Source organism: Rhodococcus sp. IEGM 1372 (genome assembly GCF_030056835.1).
Lineage (GTDB): Bacteria > Actinomycetota > Actinomycetes > Mycobacteriales > Mycobacteriaceae > Rhodococcoides.
The window spans coordinates 1-22242 of the sequence record NZ_JASHKS010000043.1; the positions used below are offsets into that span (position 1 = coordinate 1).

At 62.7% G+C, this 22242-nt stretch carries 29 protein-coding genes and 1 pseudogene; 13 read left to right on the top strand and 17 right to left on the bottom strand.

Annotated features, from left to right (window positions below; all coding sequences use genetic code 11):
- Positions 1-186: 186 nt before the first annotated feature.
- Together QM590_RS22450 and QM590_RS22455 are read left to right on the top strand one after the other, a co-directional pair.
- Positions 187-513, top strand: coding sequence for a hypothetical protein (locus QM590_RS22450; RefSeq protein WP_269596486.1), 327 nt, complete (start codon positions 187-189; stop codon positions 511-513).
- Positions 514-742: 229 nt separating this feature from the next.
- The gene (locus tag QM590_RS22455; protein ID WP_269596485.1) at positions 743-1711 is read left to right on the top strand and encodes an AurF N-oxygenase family protein; all 969 of its coding nucleotides are present in this window, start codon (positions 743-745) and stop codon (positions 1709-1711) included.
- On the opposite strand, the gene QM590_RS22460 is transcribed toward QM590_RS22455, so the two are convergent.
- From QM590_RS22460 to QM590_RS22480, 5 genes are all read right to left on the bottom strand, one after another.
- Positions 1684-2904, bottom strand: coding sequence for a Fic family protein (locus tag QM590_RS22460; protein WP_269596484.1), 1221 nt, complete (start codon positions 2902-2904; stop codon positions 1684-1686). The two genes, QM590_RS22455 and QM590_RS22460, sit on opposite strands and share 28 nt — an antisense overlap.
- Positions 2905-2994: 90 nt before the next feature.
- Positions 2995-3726: a TetR/AcrR family transcriptional regulator gene (locus QM590_RS22465; RefSeq protein WP_269596483.1), complete on the bottom strand. Its 732-nt coding sequence runs from the start codon at positions 3724-3726 to the stop codon at positions 2995-2997.
- A 35-nt stretch (positions 3727-3761) separates the two neighbouring features.
- Entirely contained in the window at positions 3762-4301 is a 540-nt protein-coding gene (locus tag QM590_RS22470; RefSeq protein WP_269596482.1) for a copper resistance CopC family protein, read from the bottom strand.
- A 20-nt stretch (positions 4302-4321) separates the two neighbouring features.
- On the bottom strand, positions 4322-4678 hold the full coding sequence (locus QM590_RS22475; RefSeq protein WP_032396178.1) for an ArsR/SmtB family transcription factor: 357 nt from the start codon (positions 4676-4678) through the stop codon (positions 4322-4324).
- A 14-nt stretch (positions 4679-4692) separates the two neighbouring features.
- Positions 4693-5898, bottom strand: coding sequence for an MFS transporter (locus QM590_RS22480; protein WP_269596481.1), 1206 nt, complete (start codon positions 5896-5898; stop codon positions 4693-4695).
- A 127-nt stretch (positions 5899-6025) separates the two neighbouring features.
- On the opposite strand from QM590_RS22480, the gene QM590_RS22485 reads away from it, so the two are divergent.
- Positions 6026-7252: a PAS domain S-box protein gene (locus tag QM590_RS22485; RefSeq protein WP_269596480.1), complete on the top strand. Its 1227-nt coding sequence runs from the start codon at positions 6026-6028 to the stop codon at positions 7250-7252.
- An 83-nt stretch (positions 7253-7335) separates the two neighbouring features.
- On the opposite strand, the gene QM590_RS22490 is transcribed toward QM590_RS22485, so the two are convergent.
- On the bottom strand, positions 7336-7629 hold the full coding sequence (locus QM590_RS22490; RefSeq protein ID WP_269596479.1) for a hypothetical protein: 294 nt from the start codon (positions 7627-7629) through the stop codon (positions 7336-7338).
- Between the two features lie 93 nt (positions 7630-7722).
- Here QM590_RS22490 and QM590_RS22495 point away from each other — a divergent pair, with 93 nt between their 5' ends.
- Entirely contained in the window at positions 7723-7935 is a 213-nt protein-coding gene (locus tag QM590_RS22495; RefSeq protein ID WP_269596478.1) for a hypothetical protein, read from the top strand.
- A 22-nt stretch (positions 7936-7957) separates the two neighbouring features.
- Here the strand turns inward: QM590_RS22495 and QM590_RS22500 are convergent, their stop codons facing one another.
- Positions 7958-8821: a type IV toxin-antitoxin system AbiEi family antitoxin domain-containing protein gene (locus tag QM590_RS22500; RefSeq protein WP_269596487.1), complete on the bottom strand. Its 864-nt coding sequence runs from the start codon at positions 8819-8821 to the stop codon at positions 7958-7960.
- A 152-nt stretch (positions 8822-8973) separates the two neighbouring features.
- Here QM590_RS22500 and QM590_RS22505 point away from each other — a divergent pair, with 152 nt between their 5' ends.
- Positions 8974-9363, top strand: a complete 390-nt coding sequence (locus QM590_RS22505) for a hypothetical protein (protein ID WP_269596477.1) — start codon at positions 8974-8976, stop codon at positions 9361-9363.
- Positions 9364-9546: 183 nt separating this feature from the next.
- Here the strand turns inward: QM590_RS22505 and QM590_RS22510 are convergent, their stop codons facing one another.
- Positions 9547-9879: a hypothetical protein gene (locus tag QM590_RS22510; RefSeq protein WP_143545887.1), complete on the bottom strand. Its 333-nt coding sequence runs from the start codon at positions 9877-9879 to the stop codon at positions 9547-9549.
- A gap of 41 nt (positions 9880-9920) precedes the next feature.
- On the opposite strand from QM590_RS22510, the gene lepB reads away from it, so the two are divergent.
- Complete coding sequence (lepB, locus tag QM590_RS22515) at positions 9921-10658, top strand: signal peptidase I (protein WP_269596476.1); 738 nt, start codon at positions 9921-9923, stop codon at positions 10656-10658.
- Here lepB and QM590_RS22520 read toward each other — a convergent pair whose 3' ends face one another.
- The 3 genes from QM590_RS22520 to QM590_RS22530 all read right to left on the bottom strand — a co-directional run bounded on the left by QM590_RS22520 (position 10659) and on the right by QM590_RS22530 (position 12757).
- Positions 10659-11030: a PLD nuclease N-terminal domain-containing protein gene (locus QM590_RS22520; RefSeq protein ID WP_269596475.1), complete on the bottom strand. Its 372-nt coding sequence runs from the start codon at positions 11028-11030 to the stop codon at positions 10659-10661.
- A gap of 291 nt (positions 11031-11321) precedes the next feature.
- Positions 11322-11726, bottom strand: a complete 405-nt coding sequence (locus QM590_RS22525) for a hypothetical protein (protein WP_269596474.1) — start codon at positions 11724-11726, stop codon at positions 11322-11324.
- Positions 11723-12757, bottom strand: coding sequence for a LacI family DNA-binding transcriptional regulator (locus QM590_RS22530; protein WP_143536624.1), 1035 nt, complete (start codon positions 12755-12757; stop codon positions 11723-11725). The genes QM590_RS22525 and QM590_RS22530 overlap by 4 nt, the downstream gene beginning before the upstream one ends.
- Before the next feature lie 222 nt (positions 12758-12979).
- Between QM590_RS22530 and QM590_RS22535 the strand changes: the two genes are divergently transcribed.
- Positions 12980-13921 (top strand): dihydrodipicolinate synthase family protein, encoded by a 942-nt coding sequence (locus QM590_RS22535; protein WP_269596473.1) that lies wholly within the window; start codon positions 12980-12982, stop codon positions 13919-13921.
- 24 nt (positions 13922-13945) lie between these two features.
- Here QM590_RS22535 and QM590_RS22540 read toward each other — a convergent pair whose 3' ends face one another.
- Positions 13946-14104, bottom strand: coding sequence for a hypothetical protein (locus QM590_RS22540; RefSeq protein WP_179276454.1), 159 nt, complete (start codon positions 14102-14104; stop codon positions 13946-13948).
- Positions 14105-14210: 106 nt separating this feature from the next.
- On the opposite strand from QM590_RS22540, the gene QM590_RS22545 reads away from it, so the two are divergent.
- A complete protein-coding gene (locus QM590_RS22545) occupies positions 14211-15389 on the top strand; it encodes an Nramp family divalent metal transporter (protein WP_068055234.1) in 1179 nt (392 codons plus the stop codon).
- Positions 15390-15422: 33 nt separating this feature from the next.
- On the opposite strand, the gene QM590_RS22550 is transcribed toward QM590_RS22545, so the two are convergent.
- A complete protein-coding gene (locus tag QM590_RS22550; protein ID WP_269596472.1) occupies positions 15423-16379 on the bottom strand; it encodes an EamA family transporter in 957 nt (318 codons plus the stop codon).
- A 143-nt stretch (positions 16380-16522) separates the two neighbouring features.
- Here QM590_RS22550 and QM590_RS22555 point away from each other — a divergent pair, with 143 nt between their 5' ends.
- The 5 genes and pseudogenes from QM590_RS22555 to QM590_RS22575 all read left to right on the top strand — a co-directional run bounded on the left by QM590_RS22555 (position 16523) and on the right by QM590_RS22575 (position 19273).
- Positions 16523-17020: a MarR family winged helix-turn-helix transcriptional regulator gene (locus QM590_RS22555; protein ID WP_269596471.1), complete on the top strand. Its 498-nt coding sequence runs from the start codon at positions 16523-16525 to the stop codon at positions 17018-17020.
- Positions 17021-17159: 139 nt separating this feature from the next.
- Positions 17160-17633, top strand: a pseudogene (locus QM590_RS22560) (DIP1984 family protein).
- Between the two features lie 257 nt (positions 17634-17890).
- The gene (locus QM590_RS22565) at positions 17891-18463 is read left to right on the top strand and encodes a cysteine hydrolase family protein (RefSeq protein WP_269596470.1); all 573 of its coding nucleotides are present in this window, start codon (positions 17891-17893) and stop codon (positions 18461-18463) included.
- 24 nt (positions 18464-18487) lie between these two features.
- The gene (locus QM590_RS22570; RefSeq protein ID WP_269596469.1) at positions 18488-18934 is read left to right on the top strand and encodes a hypothetical protein; all 447 of its coding nucleotides are present in this window, start codon (positions 18488-18490) and stop codon (positions 18932-18934) included.
- Between the two features lie 3 nt (positions 18935-18937).
- Positions 18938-19273, top strand: coding sequence for a hypothetical protein (locus QM590_RS22575; RefSeq protein ID WP_269596468.1), 336 nt, complete (start codon positions 18938-18940; stop codon positions 19271-19273).
- Positions 19274-19475: 202 nt separating this feature from the next.
- Here QM590_RS22575 and QM590_RS22580 read toward each other — a convergent pair whose 3' ends face one another.
- The 4 genes from QM590_RS22580 to QM590_RS22595 all read right to left on the bottom strand — a co-directional run bounded on the left by QM590_RS22580 (position 19476) and on the right by QM590_RS22595 (position 22191).
- A complete protein-coding gene (locus QM590_RS22580) occupies positions 19476-19976 on the bottom strand; it encodes a universal stress protein (protein ID WP_269596467.1) in 501 nt (166 codons plus the stop codon).
- Between the two features lie 46 nt (positions 19977-20022).
- On the bottom strand, positions 20023-20391 hold the full coding sequence (crcB, locus tag QM590_RS22585) for a fluoride efflux transporter CrcB (protein ID WP_269596466.1): 369 nt from the start codon (positions 20389-20391) through the stop codon (positions 20023-20025).
- Entirely contained in the window at positions 20388-20888 is a 501-nt protein-coding gene (gene crcB / locus QM590_RS22590) for a fluoride efflux transporter CrcB (RefSeq protein ID WP_269596465.1), read from the bottom strand. Before crcB (QM590_RS22590) ends, crcB (QM590_RS22585) begins: the two co-directional genes overlap by 4 nt.
- A gap of 157 nt (positions 20889-21045) precedes the next feature.
- Complete coding sequence (locus QM590_RS22595; protein ID WP_269596464.1) at positions 21046-22191, bottom strand: citrate/2-methylcitrate synthase; 1146 nt, start codon at positions 22189-22191, stop codon at positions 21046-21048.
- Positions 22192-22242 lie beyond the last annotated feature (51 nt).

A 22242-nucleotide genomic window follows, 5' to 3' on the forward strand; every position in this document is an offset into this window, starting at 1 on the left:
GCCCACAACAGTCGGAATCAACAACAACCGACTCCAGACAGCTTGACATTGAGCGGCGTCTGACAAACGCGCGCGCCTTTGCGAAACCCGGGGGTGCGCGCGCCGATCACCCTCGTCCAGGGGATTGGCACTCTCAACGGTCGAGTGCCAAAATAGAGGCACATACTCACTCGAAAGGAGTCCGCAGTGACCGTCACCTCTCCCCACTTCGATACACGTGATTCGGACGACGACATGCCACCGAAGTGGTGGAATCGGCGCATTCGTACCCGCGCTCAGGTGACCGAATATGCCGTCATGTTCGGTGCACTGTCGATCGTCTCGTTCTGGGCTGCGGGTCTCGGTATCGCGGCGGGACTGATTGCCGTTGCCTCCGCATTGTGGGCTGATCGCAGCCCCGACCTTTCTGGGCCGCCCGCCGATCGCAGCGACAGGGCGCTTGCCATCGGGACCGGCATCGTCGGAATCGTCGTCGGCATCGGATTCGTCGTGATGGTGTTGCCATACTGGTGATGGAGCGACGTCGTCGCACGTGACTGGAACTTCGTAGCCTGCTACGAGCTTCTGCTCACGACCCGGGGCGCCCGAGTATTCGAGGCCGGTCGACCGTACAGCGGTCGGCCGGTTTCGTCGTTTCGAATCGATTTCTTCAAGTATCTGCGACGGAGCGTTGCACCAACTAGATTTATATGTGACGCTGTGTAGCGTAAAGATTTGAACGGACGCGGGCGGAAGGATCACTATGACTGCAGTCGACGACGCACGAACGCTCTACCGAGACAGGCTGCACGCTCTGTCGACGGCATCGGTGCATCAGCACTTCGACGCCTTCCTCGACATCCCCTGGGATGAGCCCGAATATGCGATCGTTCCCAACGATCCACGCTGGGTGCTCCCGGACGCGGACCCGCTCGGCCACACCGACTGGTACAAGTCGCTTCCCCTGGACCGGCAGATTCACATCGGGATGTACCGCCAGGCCAGCATGGTCAAGGTCGGCCTGCAGTTCGAGCAGATCCTCATCAGCGGACTCATGCAGTACGCCCTCACGCTGCCCAACGATTCACCCGAATTTCGGTACTCGACGCACGAAGCCACCGAAGAGTGCCACCACACCCAAATGTTCCAGGAACTGGTGAACCGCATCGGCATCGACGTGCCGGGTGGGCCCGCGTGGTTCCGCAAGGTCGTACCGATGCTTACGGTGTTCGCCGCTCGATCGACACCGTTCGGATTCTTCGTCGGCGTCCTCGCGGGAGAAGAGCCGATCGACCACATGCAGAAGGGCGTCCTGCGCGCCGGTAGCGTCGGACACCCCTTGGTTCAGCGCGTGATGCAGATTCACATCGCCGAGGAAGCCCGTCACATCGGCTTCGCGCATCAGTACCTCGAGCACAAGGCCCCGCGGCTCGGACGCTTCGAGAAGGCATCGATCTCGATACTCATGCCGGTCATCATGCGACTGCTGTGCGACGTGATCATGAAACCGAGCAAGCAGATGCGACGCGACCTCGACATCCCCGACGAGGTTGTCGACGCCGTCTGGTGGGACAGTGACTCCTCACGAAAGGCATTGCGCGACACCTTCGGTGACGTCCGCATGCTCGCGGGCGAGCTCGGACTGATGAACCGCGTGTCCCGACGCGTATGGCGCGCACTCGGTATCGACGGCCGCCCCTCGCGCTACCGCAGTGAGCCGTCGTTCGGCTGAGCTGTTCGTTGGGGGACCGAGCGTCTTCCAATGGCGACGCTGAGTGCATCGAGTTCGGCCAGAACCGCCGTGGCAGCCCATATCTGGTTGCGCTTGCTGGCTGTCAGTACCTCGAGCACGCCTGCCTCGGTCAGCCGAGCGAGGGCGCGATAGGTGCTCGCATCGGTGGTGCCGGTGATCCGACTGGCCGTGTCCGCGTTCAAGATCGGGGTGTCGAGCAAGGCGTCGATGATCTTCGCGTCCGCCGAATTGGCGCGGGGGCGAGCAGTGACGCGCCAGTGTTCAGGAAGTTCGGCCAATGCCTGGGCCGATTCCTGGGCGGCGTAGCTGGACACGGTTGCCGCCTGCGCGACGTAGTTCACGAATCCATCTGCGTCACCGGCGCGGTAGTCGGTCAGCCTGTCGAAGTAGCGCCCTGTGTCCGCGAGCATCACCGATGCCAGGGGGACTGTCACCCGTCCGGTCAATCCGCGTCGACGCAGGATCGCGCTGATCAGAGCCCGGCCGATGCGGCCGTTGCCGTCGGTGAACGGGTGGATGGACTCGAACTGGGCGTGCGCGATCGCAGCCTGAGCAAGTACGGGCAGATCTGTTCGGTTGGCGAAGGTGAGCAGATCCGCCATCAGTTCGTGGACGAGCTCCGGCGGAGGCGGGACGTACAGAGCGTCGATCGGGGTGTAATCGCTGCCGCCGATCCAATTCTGCACGTCGCGAATGGTGCCCGAATCGCGCGCGGTGTAGAAATCCGGTGCCATCAACAGTCTGTGCGCGGTCGTGAGGTCGTCACCGGTGATCGGACCTCTGCCTGCGGCGTCGACCATCGCCGCCAGAGCATGCACGGCCGCGAGTTGAGATTTCGCCTCGGCGTTGGATTTACCTCCGGCGAAGGCCTTGCCGAAGGCGCGCCAGCCGGCGTCGATGTGCTCTATTTTCGACGATGCGACAGACTCGCTTCGGAGCAGAAAGTCGGACAACGGTGCCAGGTGCTCGCCGAAACCCGCCTCCAGCCGGACGACAGCAATGACCGCCTCTTCATGAGCCCGAGCAACCGAGCCGGAGAGATCGCACTGCGCTTCGCCGATCATGGGTGGGATGGACACTTCGATGTGTTGCAGCGTGCGATCGGCCCGCGAACCCTGACGCCGACTCGGCTTCCAGGCCCGCGACTCGACGCGGTGCGGCGACCAGATCATTGTCGCCCCCGATCGTCAGAAAACGCGACTGTTTCGAACGTAAGTATACTTTGATATCACGAAAGTAGACTATGTGCGCCAATGGACGCGCTACCGCAGTGAGCCGTCTTTCGGCTGAGTCTCGTCGACGACGCTCTCGAGTGGCACCTGCGGGATCGCGATGCCGCGGGATGCTCCGAGTCCCTTGACCTGCAGCCAGATGGTGTCGGCCAAGAATGTCGCGAAATGATCGAGCCCGGTACGTGTTTCGGTCTGCCCGCTCCAACTGCGCACCGCACCCATGCAGCTGGACACCAGGCCCGCCACCCACGGCCGCACCAGCGACCAGTCGTCGGTGGTCAGGTCAGCATGCACGAGGGACAGGAACGCCGCGACGCTCACTTCCAACTGCTCGGCCAGCATGGCGTTGGTTTCTTCGAGGGGAGTAGGCGACTCGGCACTGACGTCCTGCTCGACGAAACGCGTCCACGCGGGATGCTCCGCCACCCACCGCACGTAGGTACTCACCACTCGATGGACCACATCGCGAGGAGTGCCGGTCAACGCGAACGAGGTGACCAACGTGGCCGTCAACTCCGCGCAGATCGCCCGCTGAATAGCCGTGTCCAAGTCGGTGCGATCACGAAAATGCCGGTACAGACCGGTGCGATGTACCCCGGCCTCGGCGGAAATCTGAGCGGTGGTGAGCCGCTCACCAGGAGCGATATCGCGCGCCAGCACCGTCATGGCGGCGTCGATGATATGGCGTCGACGATCGGTGTTGTGCTGTTCCCAACGCCGCTTACGGCCATCGGACTTCGGGCGCGGGCCACCGTCACTCATGCTGCATGTTCTCACGTCCACACTGGGCAAGGCTGTCAGTTGCTGCGTTTACGAAGCGCGAACAGAACGCCGGCTGCGCCGACCGCGATTACGACCACCGCGATGATCCAGATCGGAAAGCCGCTGCTGTCCTGGGTGTCTTCGGCGGCGGTCGGGGTTGTTTCGGTAGTGGCAGGGGCTGCGGATGCTGAGGTTGCTGCCGACGTCGGGGACGCTTGGGTGAGCTGGAACGGAATGCTGCCGGTGATCGGGTGCCCGTCGGCGGAGACCACTCGGTAGCCGATGGTGTACTCACCCGCCGCACCCAGCCCGTCCAGATCCACTGTCACCGTGCTGCCGTCGACGACGGGATCCGATGCCCCCCATTGCGTTCCGTCGGATCCGACGACAGTCACGGTGGCGAAGTTCGACTGCACGGACTGATTGAACGTCAGCGTCACCTCGTCCGGCGCGGCGTCGAGCACGGAGTTCTCGGCAGGGTTGCTGGACTGCAGAGTTGCATGCGCAGCTGCCGGAGCGATCGACAGTGCCGTCGCGGTGAGAATGGCGGCTGCGATCACGGCCAGGCGTTTCATGGACTGCTTTCTTGTTGTGGCTACTCGTGTGGAGGTTCGCCGGTGACCTTGTGGTCTGCGAAGTTGAGGCCTTCACGCACGAGACGGGCGAGGTGACCGTCGGCCAGGCGGTAGATGACGTTGCGGCCGTCGCGTCGGGTCTCGACGAGTCCGGTGAATCGGAGCTTGGCCAGATGCTGGCTGACGGCGGTGCGGGAGGTTCCGGTGGCCGTGGTCAATGCGCTGACGTCGGCGGGCCCTCGGTCGAGTAGCCAGAGGATGTGCAGTCGGGTGGGGTCGGAGAGCATCCGGAAGGTGTCGCTGGCCGTGGCCAGGCGCGCGGAGTCCGGTTCGACGGCATGGTCGAGACTGATGCGCGGTTCCTTCTTCGGTGGCATCGAACGTCGTCTCCCTACGCGGAGGCGACCACCGACATTCGGGTGCGACTCCACAGGCGTGCTGCGGTCAGTGTCGCAAGTGTAGCCAAGCCCGTGAGCACCATCGCCGCGGTGAACAGTCCGAACTGAGCCCCGACCCATCCCGCAACCGGATAGGTGAGCAGAAACGCGGCATGCGAGAGCGAGAACTGCGCCGTGAAGATGGATGTACGGGTGCTCTCGTCGGATTCACGACGCAGAATCCTCGCCGACGGCGTGTTGATCATCGACGTCCCGACGCCCAGCAGCGCCCACGTCGTGGCCAGCGCGATCCAGGCTGCCGACCCACCGTTCAGGGTTGCAACTGCTGTTGCTGCTGCGGTTCCCACGACGGCCGTTGCGGCCCCGGTGAGCATGAGGGTGTGGTCGTTCGTGGATCTCAGCGCCCGCGGGATGAGCAGTGCAGCGAGCATCGAACCGCCGCCGTAGAAGCCGAGAGCGATGGCCAGCTGGCTGCTCGAGCCGCCGAACAGATCGCGAACGTAGACCACGGAATTGACCATCACGAGAGCTGTCGCCGCAGCAACCACCGTGTTCAGGGCGAGCAGCCCCTGCAGTTCGGGATTTCTGACGAACGTCGTGATGCCTGTTGTCGGCCTGTTGTGTTTGGGCGCAGTGCGTTTCGGCAGCACCGTGCCCACCACCATCATCGCGGAGACGACGAACCCCAGCGCCGTGCCGACGAACAGCGTGTGAAAGCCGATGACCGTCAACAGTGCTGCGGCGATGAGTGGACTGACCAGTGACTCGAGGTCGTAGGCGAGGCGTGAGAGCGTCAACGCGCGGGTGTACTGCTGCGAGTCGGGCACCACGGACGGAATGACCGCCTGAAAGGTGGGAGTGAACGTGGCCGACGCCGCCTGCAGAACGAAGATCAGCACGTATACCTGCCACACCTGATCGACGAAGGGCAGCGCCAGCGCGGTGAGCGCCCTGACGGCGTCGGCGGTGACGAGCACGAGCTTGCTCGGGAGCGCGTTGGTCAGTGACGAAACAATCGGAGCGACAAACACATACGCGATCATCTTGATCGCGAGAGCGGTGCCGAGGACCGCACCGGCGGCACTGCCGGCGATGTCGTAGGCGAGCAGCCCCAGTGCCACCGTCAACAGACCGGTGCCCAGCAACGCGACGACCTGCGCGGTGAACAGGCGTCGGAAGGCGATGTTTCGGCGCAGCATGGGATTCAAGGTACACATGTGTGCGCACTTGCGCACTCATATGTTTTTGCCGATTCCGAGTTCCCGCAGGCACGACAGGGAATCTTTGGGTAGCGTTGCGCGGTCGGCGTCACAAACGAGGTGGTCCATGACCGGTACGCGAAACGCATCGAGCGAGGTCATGCGTCGCGCCGTCGATCAGTTGCCTTCGATGATCGGCTACTGGGACAGCTCGCTGCGGAATGTGTACGCCAACCAGGTGTACGCGGATTACTTCGGTATCGAACCTCGGGATTTGGTCGGTAAGCACCTCAGCGAACTGCTCGGCGAGGCGCTCTTTCAGTTGAACGAGCCGTACATCACGGGCGTCCTCGCCGGCGAGCAACAGCAGTTCGACCGGACCCTCATCGACGTCAACGGTGCCGTGCGCGTCACTCAGGCAACCTATGTGCCCGATATCGTCGACGGTGTCGTTGTCGGGTTCACCGCGTTGGTCGTCGATGTCAGCGCACGCGCCGAGGTCGAACGCGAGCGCGATCGCGCGATCCGGCTGTTCCAGAACGTCATGGAGAACGCCCCGATCGGCAAAGCAGTGATGACCCGTGACGGACGATGGCTCCAGGTGAACAAGGCCCTGTGCGAACTACTCGGCTACACCGCAGAAGAATTGCGGCAGAAAACCTTTCGTGACATCACCCATCCCGACGACATTCCCCTCGCCGACGAACACCTCAAGGGACTGGCCGACGGGACTCTGACGAACGTGGCGTCGGAGAAGCGATACATCCGCAAGGACGGAGCCACCATCTGGGTGCAGCGAAACGCGACCGTGGTGCGCGACGACGAATCCGGCGACGTCATCATCGCGCAGATCCAGGACATCACCGCTCGCAAAGCTGCCGAGGCGTCGCTCGAACGCCAGGTGCTGATCGACGACCTGACGGCGTTGGGTAATCGACGACGATTGATGGCCGAGCTGGATGCGCTGAAGGAATCGGTCAGCGAACGCCCGGTCGGAATGCTCTTCGTGGACATCGATTCCTTCAAATCCATCAACGATAGGTTCGGCCACGCAGTGGGGGACCGGGTACTCCAGGCAATCGGCCGTCGCATCCTGGACAACACCCGCACTCGAGACATCGCCTGCCGCATCGGCGGTGACGAATTCGTAGCCCTGCTGCACTCCGCCAGATCTGCCGAGGGAGTCGAGCGCCTTGCCAACCGGGTTCGTGGCCTCCTCGCCGGCCCCTACGACATCGACGGCATCGTCGTCCCGGTCTCGGTGAGCGTCGGATGGAGTTGGGAACCAACCACCGACCCGGACGAATTACTACGCATCGCAGACGAGCGAATGTACTCGTCCAAGCGCGCCTGAGATCTGGATCAATGTGGGTTTCAGTCGGTTGGAGTGCAAGAGAGTCTCATTGATCCGGCGTGTCGGGCTGGGGCTGGGGAATCTCACAGCCGTGTCGGCCGTGCACCCAGCGGCGGCGCGGGGGTGGGCCCGCGGTGCTTACGTGACTCGACTCGATACGCGATGTAGAGATACAGCAAGCCCGTGATGGCCCCGCCCAGACACCCTGCCGCAGTATCGAGAGCAGTCGAACCCGAGCCGACTATCAACTGCATCAGGAGAAAGCCGATTCCGACTGCAGGGGCGAGAGCCAGAGCATTGATGTAATCGGCCCGGGTGGCGCCGCATTTCTTGCTCAGTGCCCCGGTCATGACCCACTCGCGAAATGGCTTCTGCATCTCGGCCTCCGACCTCGTGCGGTCCAGTTTGTCCGTTTCCTTCACGGTACCGGATAGTTCGCGGCGCTGACGGTGTCGTGGGAGGGTGCAGGTATGCGTGCTCTGGTGTTCCTCGCGGTTCTCGCGATCGTGTACAAATGGCCGCTGTTCGGAGGCAGCCCCGGCCAGTGGTCTGCCCTGTTCCAGGGCGTCATGATCGGCGCGATAGTCAGCACCGCGGTGACTCCCGCGGGATGGAAGGCGATCCGACGCATCAGAAGTCGACTCGATGGGTCGTACAGTCCGCCCAGGTCCTCGCGGCGATGAAATCGGGTGCAACTGACCGCGCTCAGCGCGGCTGGCTGCACCGGATTCGATCGAGAGTGGCGACTATTTCGGCGATCACGTGATCCATGCGTTCGGTCAGGTCGACCCAGGTGTAGCGAAGGATCGTCCAGCTCTGAATGATGTCGTTCTGCCTGATCCGATCCTGATGGAAGGCGTCGTGATCGGAGTGAAATGCCCAGCCGTCGATTTCGATCACCACCATCTCGGCGAGGAACGCGAAGTCGAGTTCGTATCCGCCCCATCGATAGTTGACCACCCAGCCGCCGATCTTGCGGGCCCGGAACTCTCGAATCAAGAGACGCTCGCCCTCGGAGCGTGCACCGTTCGCTGCGACCTTCAGCAGCCGCTTCGCTTCGGGAGCGCCGGTGCGACCTGGGTTTCGTGCATCTGCCCGCTGCAATCGCTCGAGGTCGGTGTGTCGCTGAAGTGCCCGATCCATGATGTGCGCCTTACCTATCGACGCTTCCAGAACGGTGAGTTCGAGAGACGTGACGCGAAGCCCGCGCCGCTCGACGATGTCCTTGTTGTGAATGTCGCGGCGGCGTAGTCGGCAGCCCTCGGCGCGGCTTCGCCCCCTGCGCGGCGCGGTGACCTCGATGATGCTCGGCACTTCGGAGATCACCCCGTGCCAGAAGGCAGCGGCTTCCCCGCTGAGCGCAGCGTTCGGTCCCGCACCCCACACAGCGCATCGAATGCGTGCGTCCGCAGTGAATGGGCGGTCCACAACGAAGTACACCCCGCGATGAATTGTTCGCCACGCACCCGCGCGAACCGAGCGATCCACAGCGTCGCCACTCAGGCCGCAGAGTGCCGCCTGCGCGCGAGTGATCACGCCGTCGTGCTGCGCCAGCCATTCATCGAGCATGTCCACTTGGACGTTCACCGCGCCGAAGCGGTTCCACAGAGCGAATCGGGTGCATTGAACCGCGCTCAGCGCGGCTGACTGCACCGAATTCAATAGACGTGAAGCTGTGTGTTTGAGTCAGTCGCATGAATTGGGTCGCCAAGGAGCTCGGTTTGGCTGCGACCGTTGGTGCGGGCACGGCTGCGGTGCTCATCTGGCCGATCGTCGACGGTCGGTGGTGGGACCTGACCCTCCCCGTCGTCGTCGGTGGCGCGTTCGGACTGATCGTGGGCCTGTTCGCTGTCGCCGGTGGACACTACGCAGCTCGGACTGCAGCGTTCTGGCCACCGCGGACTCGCAATCGGTGGAGACATCGATTCGCGCTGTGTTCGGCAGCGGCCGTGATGCTCTCGGTTGGCGGACTGTTCGCATGGACCGAGGCGGGCTCGGGGAATGCATCTCTGGATCCGGAGTACTTGCTAGTGCTCGGAATACTGACGTCGGTGAGCTATGCCTTCGCGTACGTTCTCGCGCCTTCGACAGCGATCGATGTGGACCGCTGACTCGGCTTGCCACCGTCCGAGCATGCATTCGATCTTCGAGTGACTGCTTCTTCGGCCGAGTCGAACGTGGGGAACTACCGCTTTCGGCCGTGCCGCCGATTCCGTACCTACCAGTTCCGTCCGCTTCTCGTTTTTCAATGCTCGACCTGGAGTGCGCTTGATGCTGCCGAGTGTTGCGGATGGTCAACGGCTCGGGGTCGACAGGCGTCGATTGTGGGACGAGGTGACAGCGATGACCGGAAGTGCAACTGCAGCAATGAGAGTCATACCTCCGGCCACCATGGACGGCGTCGCCGCACGGTAATCCCACATCGAGTCGAGCACGATCCAAGCGCCGACGGCCGACACTGCTTGTGCTCCCACCCGCCGCTGCGTGACGTCCTTCGATGGCGCAACCGCGAACTTGCCCCACGTCATGGGTATTCGATGCCCTTCGTTGACTCGTGCGAGGCGCAGCGTCGCATCGGTCATCATCACCGCGCCGAGTGCCGCGACCACAAGGCCCAAAAACAACATGCTCAGTACGTTACGCAACGGCTGCGCTTTAGGCTGCCAGGATGACGAAGGCTCAAGATATCCACCGACGCAGAATCCCGCCCTGGCTTCGCGAGATAGCCGTTCTGGTTGTCGTCGCGTTGATGTTGAGCGTTTCTCTGCAGACGTTCGTCGGCCGCGTCTATCTCATACCGTCCGAGTCCATGGAACCGACGCTGCACGGATGTAAAGGGTGCACAGGCGATCGGATTGTCGTGGACAAGATGACCTTTCGATTCGGTGACCCGGAGCCGGGTGATGTGGTGGTGTTCCGTGCACCGACCATGTCGTGGAACGTCGGGTACAACTCCGCGCGGTCGACCAACCCGATAGCGAAAGCGCTACAGGACGCCGGTTCATGGGCGGGACTCGTTGCACCCGACGAGAACGACCTCGTCAAACGCGTCATCGCCATCGGTGGGCAAACCGTGCAGTGCTGCGATGCGCAAGGTCGCGTCGAGGTGGATGGTCAGCCACTCGACGAGCCGTACGTCGTCATGGATTTCCCGTTCGTCGAGGACACGCTCACCTGCGAGACGGCGCCTCGATCCGGCCGTTGCTTCGGGCCCGTGACGGTGCCCTCCGGCAATCTCTGGATGATGGGCGACAACCGCAGCGGCTCAGCCGATTCCAGAGCTCATAGTAATGACGAACTGGGCGGGACGGTTCCCATCGGCGATGTCATCGGCAAAGCGCGCCTGATCGTGCTGCCGCCGTCGCGATGGGGCACCATCGAGTCACCGCCGATTCAGCAACACTGATCAGAACCCCAGATCTCTCCTGCGACGCTCGCGCTCGAGTCGGCGTTGTTCCTCTGCACGTTCTCGACAACGCCGGAGAAATTCTGCATCGGCATCGGGGTTCTGGGCAGCCTGACGGCCGGGGCGTGTTTCGTATTCAGGAAACGCAGAGTTGCTCGCGCGCCGGTTGCCGCCACCGGGACCTCCCCAGATTCCGCCTCCTACAGGACGTCCCGCGAACAACCATGCCAGTGAGCCGGCGAGCGGGAGAAACACCACCAACAGCAACCACACGATCTTCGGGAGAAATCGCACTCCACCATCGTCGGCCGTGATCACGTCGATCAGGCAGAACACCCACAGCAACATCACCAGCAGACCGAGATACGGCATGTGATCCTCCATTTTCAAGACCGTTCGGTCTGATGTATCGAGCATCGTAGCGGGGCTGTCGCGATTTCGACAGATATGTCCCCAGGTCTATCGATCGGCAGCATGTGGTCAGCGAGGTGCCGGACTCCGCTGCTGGGCAAAATCGGGTGCAGCTAGCCGCGCTCAGCGCGGTCAGTTGAACCCGATTCGGCCTCCAATTGCTTCAGCCCGCATAGCGTCGCTGCAACAGTCAGTGGCCCTGGGAGTAGATGAACAGCGACGACTGTCGTGTGTTCCTGGTGAGCAGGACGGTCAGGGGTCTGCCGTCCCCTGCGCAGGACGCGAGGTGGACAGCATCTCGGGTTCGCAGGTCAAGCCCAGTGCAGACCAGTTGCTCGTCGATGCAGCGGCGCACGTCACCGGTTGCAGGGGCGGATAGGAAGGGTTTGCCGCCGATAGCGCTTTATCGTCGCCGGCCTCGCTCGGCGCGTCGAATCGGGCCCGCCACGCGGGCTGGCCGACGAACTCCGTGTGGGTGAAGGCCTGAACGAACTCGAAGCCACTCGGCACGTCGAAAGCTATGTCCTGCAGACCACGCGACACTTCTTCTTCGTCCATGGACCTGCGTTCGCCGGGCTCGAACGAACTGCACGACGCGGTGAGGGCGACGACAAAACCGATGAGCCAGAACCGACACAGTCCCGCTGATGAACTCATCTCACCGCACGGCTCGATGATTGTCGCGGGATCAGTGTCGGGAGTGCCTTTTTCAGCGGAGTCGAGCCGTCGTCGCCGTTGAGTAGTATTTCCATTGCGGTTCGGGCGATTTGGTCGAATGCGGTGCGAACCGAGGTCAGGGGAACCGGCAACAGTTGCGCGAGCGGGATGTCGTTGTAGCCGACCAGTGAAAGGTCTTCTCCGACAGCCAGATTGTGTCGATGTGCTGCCGACAACACTCCGAGGGCAAGGTTGTCGTTGGCTGCGAACACGGCGGTGGGACGGCCTGAGCCGTCGAGCAGATCGTGTCCTGCGCTTGCCCCGGCTTCGATTCCGTAGCCGGTTTCGATCGTCCACTCCGGGCGTGGTTGGAGGCCGGCTTCGGCAAATGCCCTGTGCGCGCCCGCCAGACGACCGACAGCACTGGACGTGAACAGAGGGCCTGTCAGCACTGCGATGTCGGTGTGGCCGAGATCGATGAGGTGACGAACAGCCAGATATCCACCGGTCTCGTCGTCGCCGATCGAGGACGGGCTCTTTCCATCGGTTCTCAGCACCAGTACGTGCGGAATTCCGTTCTCGCGCAGGTGACTGGGGAGGGGGTCGTCGGTGCGACTCGTGGCGAGAACGACCCCATCGACATTGCGCTCCAGAAGCGACTGCGCAGCGTTCCATTCGTCGGTGGGATCGTCGCCGCTCGTCGCGACGACGGCGTGGTAACCCTCCCTGCCCGCTGCCCGGTCGATGGCCTCGAACATCAGCGCCATCACGGTGTCCGAGAGGCGTGGCACCAGGACTCCGATGGTGGCGGTGGCACCGCGTCGTAGATTCGACGCGAACGTGTTGCGCCGGTATCCGAGATGCTCGGCAATCTCGCGCACCCGTACGGCCGTCGCGGATCGGGACGGTGCGACGCGGTCGTCGAGAACACGGCTGACGGTCGAGATGCTGACCCCGGCAGCCTTGGCGACGTCACGCAGTGTGACCGCGTCCGTGCGCTCCGTCGAGAGCCCACTTCGGGTGGAACGCATGTGCAGTTCCTGACTGTTCGTTGAATCTCCTGGTACGGCCGAACTTACAAATCGCCAGCCTGCGGCGCATGCAAACGTCCCAGGAACGTTTGCAAGTGCGCTGTGCGATGCCTGTCACCCCTGATCTCCAAAGTGATGGTCGACACATCCACGGGGAGCGGTTTAGCGTAATGCAAACGTTCCCGACAACGTTCCCATCAGATTCTCGAGAAGGACGACAACATGAATTCACTCGATCTCCGCGGACTCAGCCCAGCACCGATCACGCCGTTCACTCGCGATGGTGAGGTCGACTACGACGCGATCCAGCGCCTCGGGTCCTGGCTCGGCAGCGTCGACGGCGTCAAGAGTCTCGTCGTCCTCGGTCACGCGGGTGAAGGCACATTCCTCACCCAGGCCGAGCAAGCCAAGGTGATCGGTGCCTTCCGCGATTCGGTCGAGGGAAAGCTTCCGATCATCGCCGGCATCACCGGGGAAGGAACGGCCGTATCCGTCGAAGAAGCCAAGCGCGCGGTCGACGCCGGTGCGTCCGCCGGACTGGTGTACCCGTCGCACGGTTGGCTGCGTTTCGGCTACCAGGACGGCGCACCGCAGGATCGGTACCGCGCACTGTACGAGGGATCGGGCTTGCCGCTGATCCTGTTCCAGTACCCGGATGTCACCAAGGCGACGTACAACCTCGACACCCAGCTCGAAATTGCCGCTCAGGAGGGCGTTTTCGCAACCAAGAACGGCGTTCGGAACATGCGCCGCTGGGACCGTGAGATCCCGGTTCTGCGTAAGGAGAACCCGGACCTGCAGATCCTCAGCTGCCACGACGAATACCTGTTGCACACCATGTTCGACGTCGACGGCCTCCTCGTCGGCTACGGCGGCCTGGCTCCAGAACCCCTCGTCGAGCTCATCGCCGCAGGCAAGGCCAAGGACTACCCGGCCGCACGCGCCATCCACGACCGTCTGCTGCCCGTCACCGCCAACGTCTATCACCGCGGATCTCACATGGAGGGGACTGTCGCGCTCAAGGAAGGCCTGGTCCACCGCGGCATCCTCGAGCACGCCACCGTCCGCTCGCCGCTGCTGCCACTGGCCGCAGGCGCTCACGAAGAGATCGCGGCGGCACTCGATTCCGCGAACCTCGGTTCGGTAGTACCCGCGCTGGTCTGAGTTCCCTCGCAGGGACAGACCGCGTCAGATCACTCGGTCGGCATCGGTGGCCATCTTCGTCCGGCCATCGATGCCGCACACCGACCTTCGCTCGTACTTTTCGTATCCGCTCCCCACCGCGTCGAGCCGAGGGCACACTGCCTCTAGTAGCGAGTACGGAGCGTCACCAGAAAGGCTCGTCATGAGTCAACCCCGCACGACCCCGGTGGCACCAGCCGCGTCCACCATCACCGCAGATGGACCGCCTGCCATGTCGAGTCGATGGAAGACCGTCCTGAGCACACTGGCCATGGCGGGTCCCGCCTTCATCGCCGGCGCCTGGCAATTCGGCCCCGGCAACCTGGCCAGTGCGGTCGAGGCCGGTAGCAAGTACGGCTACGCGTTGATCTGGGTCGTCGTGCTCTCGACGGTATTCATGCTCGTGTACGCCGATATGAGCGTGCGTCTGGGAATACGGACGCCGACGTCGTTGATCAGTTCGGTCAAAGACATCCTCGGGCACCGCGTCGGTGTCGCAGCCGGCTTCGGGGTCTTCATCATCACCCTGTGCTTCTCGGTCGGTAATGCCGTCGGATCCGGACTCGGGCTGTCGATGGTATTCGGCGGCTCCCCGCTGATCTGGACGATTGCCTGCACGGCATTCGTGGCGCTGATCCTGTTGTTTCGCAACGTCTATCGCATAGTCGAGCGAGTGCTGCTCGTCATCGTCGGACTCCTCGGTGCCGCCTTCATCATCAGCGCGGTCATCGCGAAGCCGGACTGGTACATGGCTCTCGACGGCGTGATGCCCAGCGCCCCTTCGGGAAGTTTGCTGCTCATCGTCGCGCTCGTCGGCACCAACTTCTCACTCAACGCAGCGTTCTTCACCTCGTACGGTATCCACGAACGAGGCCGGACCAGAGGCGAATACCGTCAAACCTCCATTGCCGACACGATCCCCGGCATCGTCGCCCCCGGCATCATGACAGCGCTCGTCATCGTCGTGGCCGCTGCGGTACTCGAGAGCCAGAATGCCGAAGCGACCAGCTTGGTCGGGCTGGCGAAAATATTCGAACCCATTGCAGGACCGATAGGTTCGACCATCTTCGCCCTCGGACTGTCGGGAGCGGCCTTCTCCTCGATGGTGGCCAATGCCACGGCCGGAGGAACCATGCTCTCCGACGCGTTGGGCCGGGGAGCATCGCCCGGTACCCCTACGGCGAAGGTGACCTGCGCCGCGATCCTGGCATTCGGTTTGGCGATCACGATCATGTTCACCTCGTCGCCGATCCAACTGATCATCGTCGCCCAGGCTCTGACCGTGCTGGTGGCCCCATTCCTCGGCTTCTTGCTCTACGTCATGAGCAACAACCGCCAACTGATGGGAGACCTCCGAAACACGTGGTGGAAGAACGCACTCGGTGTCCTCGGATTCCTCTCCATCCTGTCGCTTTCCGGTGTGCTGGTCTACGAACTTATGACTCGCTAGACCACGCGTCGCAATCGTCCCGGGCGGGAGTTCTCACGAACTCCTGCCCGGGACTTTTCTGTACCGCAACGCCACCGATCGCGATGGGTGTGTCGTGACGAACTGTCCGGCTATCGAACCCACGAGCGCGATTCCGAAGCCGACGCACTGAACTCCGGTCATGCTCTGTCCCAGCACTATCCATCCGATGACTGCTGCAGTGAGCGGACTCAGCACGCCGAGGAGTGTGACATTGGCACTGGGGAGAGCGCGGGCGCCGCGAAACCACAGTGAGTAGGCCAACGCGCCGCCCACCACTGCGAGCCAGGCATAGCCGATTGCAGCGTCGGCATCCAGTGCCCATGGCCCGTCGTCGACGATCGGAATCAGTGGCGAGATGACCATTCCGCCGACAATCAGTTGCCACGCAGTGGAATTGAGCGGGCTGGTATCGGGTGGCACACCCCAGCGCTTGGTCAGGGCGACACCGACTGCCATGCTGACGGCTCCGACCACTGCGGCGGCGAGGCCGATGGCGTCGAGTCGGATCGTTCCGGACACCGCCGTCAGCGCAACCCCGACGACGGCCATCGCGGCCCATCCAACCTGGACGGGTCGCGTTCGCCCCCAACCGAAGATCGCCGATATCGCCACGATCACAAGCGGCTGCGCGGATCCCACGACCGCGGCAATTCCACCCGGTAGCCGATAGGCCGCCACGAACAGTATCGGAAAGAACAATCCGATGTTGAGTACACCGAGGGTCGCGATCTTGAGTCTCCATCCCCTTGCGGGGACGCCCGGAGCGATGAGCAGCAGAAGGAGCCCCGCGGGAACCGCGCGCAGCACGCTGGCGGTCATCGGCCGGTCGGGAGGAAGGAGTTCGGTGGTCACCAGGTACGTCGTGCCCCAGAGGATGGGAGCGAGTGCGGCAGCGGCAGTCAATCCGAGAGTCGAGGGGGCGACGTCGGGTGCGCGGAGGAATCGAGCATCGGTTGGGTGTGTTTGCATGCGAGGTGTTCGCATCGGGAGCTCATCTCGGGGGCGCTGTCGGTAAACATCTTAACGTTGAACTATCTAGCATTGAACGGTAGGACGGGCGTGGCACAATGTCAAACAATTGAGCGCTGAAGTGTTGAGGGGTGGTTGGCTCGATGTCGAACGAGGCACTCGACGCAGTGGACCGGATTGTCCGGCAGTGGCGGGCCGAGCGGCCCGATGTGGATGTCGGCCCGATGGAGGTCATAGGCCGTATCAGCCGTGCGGCGTCCGTCCTGGACAGGCGCACGCAGACTGTACTGGCCGAATTCGGTTTGCAACCAGGCGAATTCGATCTCATCGCAACGCTCCGGCGCGCCGGGTCTCCGCATCGCCTCACCGTCGGGCAGTTGCTGGACAGCGCGATGGTGACGTCAGGTGCCGTTACGCACCGTTTGAATCGGTTGACCGACAAGGGATTGGTCGAACGCGAGATCGATCCCACCAATCGTCGGGTGGTCATAGTGCAATTGACGCAGGCCGGGATCGCTGCAGTGGATGCCGCGCTACCCGCTCACGTAGCCAATGAGGAAGCTCTGCTCAAATCGTTGAATCCGGATGAGCGACGCCAACTTGCAGGCCTTTTGAAGCGACTTCTTCTCGATCTCGGATAGCTGCGCCATCGGCACCGGCTCTTCCGTATCCAGGCGGACTGTGGTACTTGTTGTTCCATGAACTCATTCGACACGTCGAAAGGCGCATGAGCGCCCGTAGTCACATCACCGTCGGTATCGAAACGCCGAGGTGCAGAACATGAAGCTTGCCGAGGCCCTCGCTGAACGAGGGGAACTGATCAAGCGCACCGAACATCTGAAGGTTCGGATTCTGGCGAACGCCCGCCATCAGGACGGTGAATCACCGGCCGAAGATGCGGCAATTCTGTTGTCGGAGTAAACAACTGTGCTCGATCGTCTTGAGATCCTCATTCGCAGGATCAACCGGACGAACAGCGCCGCGACGATGCGGGACGGAACCCTCACCGACGCACTCGCGTCCCGTGACGTGCTGCGTATGCGTCACAAGGCGATCTCCGCAGCAGCGGACGCCGCGTCGGGACGTGAACAGGAGCGTCGGTACGGTCCGCGACAGCTGCGGTCGGAGTTGGTGTATGTCGCAGCCCTTCCGGTTGCCGAATTGCGCTCTACGGCGGACGATATCGCCAGACAGATCCGGCTGGTGGATCTGGAGATCCAACGCATCAACTGGGAATTCGACCTGATCGAGTAGTGAATCGGTTGCCGGGTAGTAGGTAGTTTTCGTTCGAGGCGAGCACGTGCCGCGGCCGGCGGTTTTCCGGTCCTTCTCCCGCGTGGTGAGCAGCGTCCCGGGTATCCACCCGTTCACAGTGCAGCTCAGTACAATTCACGGAGTACGGCGCACACCGCACAGTGCACTACCGTGTGCTGATCGAACGAGAACGAGGGTGGGTAAGGGGCCACCCGGCATTGTGGTCTCGACGGCTTTCGGAGGTTAGCCTGAACAGCATGAACGTACCGCCGATACGTCTCGAACGGCCTGCTCTGATCGTCGTCGACGTGCAGGCTGGATTCGACGATTCCGAATTCTGGGGCCCGCGGGACAATCCGTCGTGCGAAACCAATATTGCTGCCCTCGTTCGTTCGTGGCGATCCAAGGCATGGCCGATCGTGTTCGTTCGACACGACTCCGACAACCCTGTGTCGCCATTGTCTCCGACCGGTGCGGGGCATGCGTTCAAAGACGTCATCGAAGGAACTCCGGATTTGCTGATCAGCAAACGGGTCAATTCGAGCTTCTACGGCACGCCGGATCTCGACGCCTGGCTACGTGCACAGGGCATCGACCAGGTCGTGATCTGCGGGATCACCACCAACCACTGTTGCGAAACGACAGCACGCATGGCCGGAAACCTGGGCTACGACGCCTACTTCGTCATCGACGCCACACACACCTTCGATCGCCTCGCACTCGACGGAACCACGGTGCCCGCGGCGACCTTGTCGGCAATGACGGCAACAAACCTGCACGGGGAATTTGCGACTGTCGTCATCACGGAGGATTTGCTTTCGAGCTTCTAGCCGAGCCGTTTGATACCGTTCGGTATGGCGAATCGGCGGACGACTGCAGGTCTGGCAGGACCCATCGTGTTGCTGTATCTGGGTTACTTCGCGTCGGTCCCGATACTCGAGGCTTTCTTTCGCGGGTTGTTCGAGCCGCGGTTGAACTGGGCCGAGATCGGTTGGGGTGGAACGATTGTGTTCGCGTTCATGGTCGTTGCAGGACTGGTTGCATGCGTCGCGGCGATACGGATTCTTGTCGACTCGCCGCGGTTTCCGGGCATCGTGGCGACCTCGGGTTCGTCTATCGGTCGAAAGATCGATTCGGTGGCTGTCACGCTGATCGGGTTCGCAGTCGTTGTGTTTTCGCTGATGGGCGAGGGCCTGGCACTCGGCTTCTTCGCACCCATCGTGACCGGATGGTTGTGCGTCAACACAATTCGCAACTACAGATCGCTGGCCAAGTCGCGTCGAGCTGCAACGGCGCAGTGATACGTGAACACCGTACTTGCGCTGCTACTGATGGTCGGAGTTTGCGCGTTCGCGTACGGCGCCGCAGTTGGCTTTCGAGGAAAGGCGCTCCACGTCGACTACTACCGCCGCGACGTGCCGGACCGAGTGAAGACGACGCCGCACCTGCGTGCACGGGCGAACAGGATATTCGTGGTCTGCGGCGTCGCTGCCGCTACTTTGCTGCTGGCTCCACTGTTTTGGATCTTCACCGACTTCCAACGCGACAGAACGACGTGGGAGTTACTCGGTCTGGCGGGCTATGTCTTCATCGTCGTACTCGTGGGCAGCTACCCGTTCGCAAAAATCAAGAGTCTGTGATCATTCGGCCTTCGCTCAGGTTGGTTCAGGACCTATCAGTGACTCGACTGTCTCGCTCTCGGAAATCGATCAAGACTACGTGAAGGCCGGTGCCGAGTCCGGATAGAGCACTGTGAATCGAGGCCACCGTTCGGGTCCAGCACGGGTCGAACAACGATCTGGACGCGCTCGTCGAGTCAGGGGCCGAAACGGTTCAGCTGAGTCAAGCGGGCACTGTCAGAACCGGCCGACCGCAGTGTCGAACAAGGTTGTCGGCTGCGGACTCGCCGCCCAATCTGCGTAGTACCGAACCGAAACCGCCGCCGGACGCACCCAGGACAATCATCGACGCGTCGTACTTCCGTCCGAATGATTCCAGTGCGCCGCCGGGAGTTCCGTAGACCGCATCGTAGGTCCATGGAACGTCGGCTCGGTCGAGTGCCTCGGTTGCACGTTCACGTTCGCGCCCTGCCTGGGCCTCGGTGTCCTCTTCGTACGTCTCCGAGTCGGGGTCGACGGGTGTGTCGGCTAGGTCGATCACGTGTACGACATGCACCGATCCTCCGATCCCCGATGCGAACTGCAGCGACCACGTCAGTGCGTGATGCGAGATGTCGCCGCCGTCGTAAACGACCACCAGCGGGCACTTGTGGGTATGGGGACCACCGTCCGGTCCGTCGATGTGCTCTACCGCGCTGCGTCGGTGGTGGTCTGAACCGGACATCATTGCCTCCTCGAATCGTGCACTGCAGAACGAACATGCGCCCTCATCAGATGTACGCCGTCGCGATCATCGCGACACCGACGACCGCAGTGGTGGCGAGCGCCGTGCCGATGGCGTTGGACGCGGCGAGCCCGTAGCGGCGGCGTTCGAGCAGGCGGATGGTCTCCACACTTGCGGTGCTGAAAGTGGTGAAACCACCGCAGAACCCGACACCGATAATTGCCTGCACCTGCTCAGGTGCAGACCGAAACATCACCAACCCCGCCACGATGCCGAGTACGGCCGATCCGGTGACGTTGATCAGCACTGTGGCGTAGGGGAATTCGGTCTTCAGTCGCGTTCGGATGACGCCGTCGAGCACGAATCTGCTCACTGCCCCGGCACTTCCGGCGAGAACGACCCACAGTGCGATCATCGCTTGTCCTCCGTGTGGGCACCGAACCGTTGCGCGAGAACTATGCCTGCCCCGGCTGCGAACGTACCGACGACCACACTGACGGTCATGTACAACGCGGCCGCCAACACCCGGTGATCTTGCAGCAGTTCCACGGTCTCGAGAGCAAAGGAGCTGTAGGTGGTGTACGAGCCGAGTACCCCGGTGCCGATACACAATCGGATTCGGCGTCGCCAGCCCTCGTCAGGGCCGGAGAGCGCAAGACGCTCCGACAGCATCCCGAGGACGAAAGCTCCGGTGAGGTTGATGACGAGAGTGGTGAAAGGGAACGGACCCGAATTGGGCGGATACGCGGTCTCGGCCGCGTATCGAACACCGGTGCCTACCAGGCCGCCGAGGGCTACGGCCGCAATAGCGGCTGGTTGGGCATGCACTGGGCGGGAAGGGGCCGGGCTGTCGGGGTCGACCGGCAGGGACCCATCGGCGGTAGCGCCGTGCGTCTCGTGGAAATTGTTCATCAACCTGCTCCCTATCTGCGGACATACGAGTGCCGAGACAGGGACTGTTGTCGGTCCGAGGACCGAGGTTCGGTTACGGCGAGCCCCACCGCCGCTGCGCGCACCGGCGCATGATCATGATGGCACACCGTGATGCGGCTCCGCCGCAGTGGCGTGATCAGGTGCCCTGGGTGGCACTCGACCGCACCACTGCCGAAGGCACTGGGCCGTCGTAGCGAGCGATCGGGCGAATGATCTTGCTGTCATGTGACTGCTCGACGATGTTGGCACACCACCCGACCATCCGACTGCAGGCGAAGGTGGGCGTGAACATCGACCGAGGAATTCCGCAGAGCTCCATCACGACACCGGCGTAGTACTCCACGTTGGCGTACAGCTTTCGATCCGGTTTCAGATCGGCGAGCGCAGCGGTGATGACCTTCTCGACCTGAACAGCCTTGTCGATGGGCTCCCCGCCCAACTCCTGCGCAGTTTCGCGCAGCATCACCGATCGGGGATCGTCGGTTCGGTACACCGGGTGCCCGAAGCCCATGATGCGTTCGCCTGCAGAGATTTTCGCTCGCGCCCAGGCGTCCGCGGAATCGACGTCGGCGATCTCGTCCAGCCCGTCGAGAGCGCGATCCGGGGCACCTCCGTGCAACGGACCAGCGAAGGCACCGATGGCAGCACACACTGCGGATGCGATGTCCGAACCTGTCGACGCCACAACTCGCGCAGTGAACGTCGACGCGTTGAACCCGTGATCGATCGTGGCGGTGAGATATCGATCGATCGCTCGGGCACGATCGGCGTCGGGCACCTGTCCGGTGATCATGAACAACCAGTTCTGCGCGGTGGTCAGATCCTCGCGCGGTTCCACGGGTTCTTTGCCGGTCCGAATCCTGTGTACGGCAGCCAGAATGGTCGGCGTCATCGCGCACAGACGTAGCGCGGTCACACGCTTGTCCGATTCCGACGACTCGTAGAGGGGAACTGCGCCTGCCAATCCCGACAACACCGTCCGCAACGCAAAGAGGGGTTGCTCGGGACCCGATTGCGCCACCTTTCTCACCGCAGCTGCGACGGCCTCCGGCAATATTCGCAGCGGTGCCACCTTGCGCAGGAATTCGGCGCGCTCGGAATCGTCCGGCAATCGTTCTTCGACCATGAGGAACCATGCGTCCTCGAAGGTCAGGTGCAGCGCGATGTCGATCGCCGAGTACTGGCGGTAGTGATAGAAACCTTCGTCGCCGCGAACATCTCCGATCGATGTGGTGGTGACAACGACGTTGTGGAGCCCCCGTGGGGCATCGAGAACGGTCATGGCTGCACTCCTTTGCGCTGGTCAACCCCTACGATCCGCGCTAACGTTGAT

Bases quoted from the DNA above. Each gene is read 5' to 3' on its own strand.
- QM590_RS22455 (WP_269596485.1), top strand. From the start codon at position 743: ATGACTGCAGTCGACGACGCACGAACGCTCTACCGAGACAGGCTGCAC.
- QM590_RS22460 (WP_269596484.1), bottom strand. From the start codon at position 2,904: ATGATCTGGTCGCCGCACCGCGTCGAGTCGCGGGCCTGGAAGCCGAGT.
- QM590_RS22465 (WP_269596483.1), bottom strand. From the start codon at position 3,726: ATGAGTGACGGTGGCCCGCGCCCGAAGTCCGATGGCCGTAAGCGGCGT.
- QM590_RS22470 (WP_269596482.1), bottom strand. From the start codon at position 4,301: ATGAAACGCCTGGCCGTGATCGCAGCCGCCATTCTCACCGCGACGGCA.
- QM590_RS22475 (WP_032396178.1), bottom strand. From the start codon at position 4,678: ATGCCACCGAAGAAGGAACCGCGCATCAGTCTCGACCATGCCGTCGAA.
- QM590_RS22480 (WP_269596481.1), bottom strand. From the start codon at position 5,898: ATGCTGCGCCGAAACATCGCCTTCCGACGCCTGTTCACCGCGCAGGTC.
- QM590_RS22485 (WP_269596480.1), top strand. From the start codon at position 6,026: ATGACCGGTACGCGAAACGCATCGAGCGAGGTCATGCGTCGCGCCGTC.
- QM590_RS22490 (WP_269596479.1), bottom strand. From the start codon at position 7,629: ATGCAGAAGCCATTTCGCGAGTGGGTCATGACCGGGGCACTGAGCAAG.
- QM590_RS22495 (WP_269596478.1), top strand. From the start codon at position 7,723: ATGCGTGCTCTGGTGTTCCTCGCGGTTCTCGCGATCGTGTACAAATGG.
- QM590_RS22500 (WP_269596487.1), bottom strand. From the start codon at position 8,821: ATGCTCGATGAATGGCTGGCGCAGCACGACGGCGTGATCACTCGCGCG.
- QM590_RS22510 (WP_143545887.1), bottom strand. From the start codon at position 9,879: ATGTTGTTTTTGGGCCTTGTGGTCGCGGCACTCGGCGCGGTGATGATG.
- lepB (WP_269596476.1), top strand. From the start codon at position 9,921: ATGACGAAGGCTCAAGATATCCACCGACGCAGAATCCCGCCCTGGCTT.
- QM590_RS22520 (WP_269596475.1), bottom strand. From the start codon at position 11,030: ATGCCGTATCTCGGTCTGCTGGTGATGTTGCTGTGGGTGTTCTGCCTG.
- QM590_RS22525 (WP_269596474.1), bottom strand. From the start codon at position 11,726: ATGAGTTCATCAGCGGGACTGTGTCGGTTCTGGCTCATCGGTTTTGTC.
- QM590_RS22530 (WP_143536624.1), bottom strand. From the start codon at position 12,757: ATGCGTTCCACCCGAAGTGGGCTCTCGACGGAGCGCACGGACGCGGTC.
- QM590_RS22535 (WP_269596473.1), top strand. From the start codon at position 12,980: ATGAATTCACTCGATCTCCGCGGACTCAGCCCAGCACCGATCACGCCG.
- QM590_RS22540 (WP_179276454.1), bottom strand. From the start codon at position 14,104: ATGACGAGCCTTTCTGGTGACGCTCCGTACTCGCTACTAGAGGCAGTG.
- QM590_RS22545 (WP_068055234.1), top strand. From the start codon at position 14,211: ATGGCGGGTCCCGCCTTCATCGCCGGCGCCTGGCAATTCGGCCCCGGC.
- QM590_RS22550 (WP_269596472.1), bottom strand. From the start codon at position 16,379: ATGCAAACACACCCAACCGATGCTCGATTCCTCCGCGCACCCGACGTC.
- QM590_RS22555 (WP_269596471.1), top strand. From the start codon at position 16,523: ATGTCGAACGAGGCACTCGACGCAGTGGACCGGATTGTCCGGCAGTGG.
- QM590_RS22565 (WP_269596470.1), top strand. From the start codon at position 17,891: ATGAACGTACCGCCGATACGTCTCGAACGGCCTGCTCTGATCGTCGTC.
- QM590_RS22570 (WP_269596469.1), top strand. From the start codon at position 18,488: ATGGCGAATCGGCGGACGACTGCAGGTCTGGCAGGACCCATCGTGTTG.
- QM590_RS22580 (WP_269596467.1), bottom strand. From the start codon at position 19,976: ATGTCCGGTTCAGACCACCACCGACGCAGCGCGGTAGAGCACATCGAC.
- crcB (WP_269596466.1), bottom strand. From the start codon at position 20,391: ATGATCGCACTGTGGGTCGTTCTCGCCGGAAGTGCCGGGGCAGTGAGC.
- crcB (WP_269596465.1), bottom strand. From the start codon at position 20,888: ATGAACAATTTCCACGAGACGCACGGCGCTACCGCCGATGGGTCCCTG.
- QM590_RS22595 (WP_269596464.1), bottom strand. From the start codon at position 22,191: ATGACCGTTCTCGATGCCCCACGGGGGCTCCACAACGTCGTTGTCACC.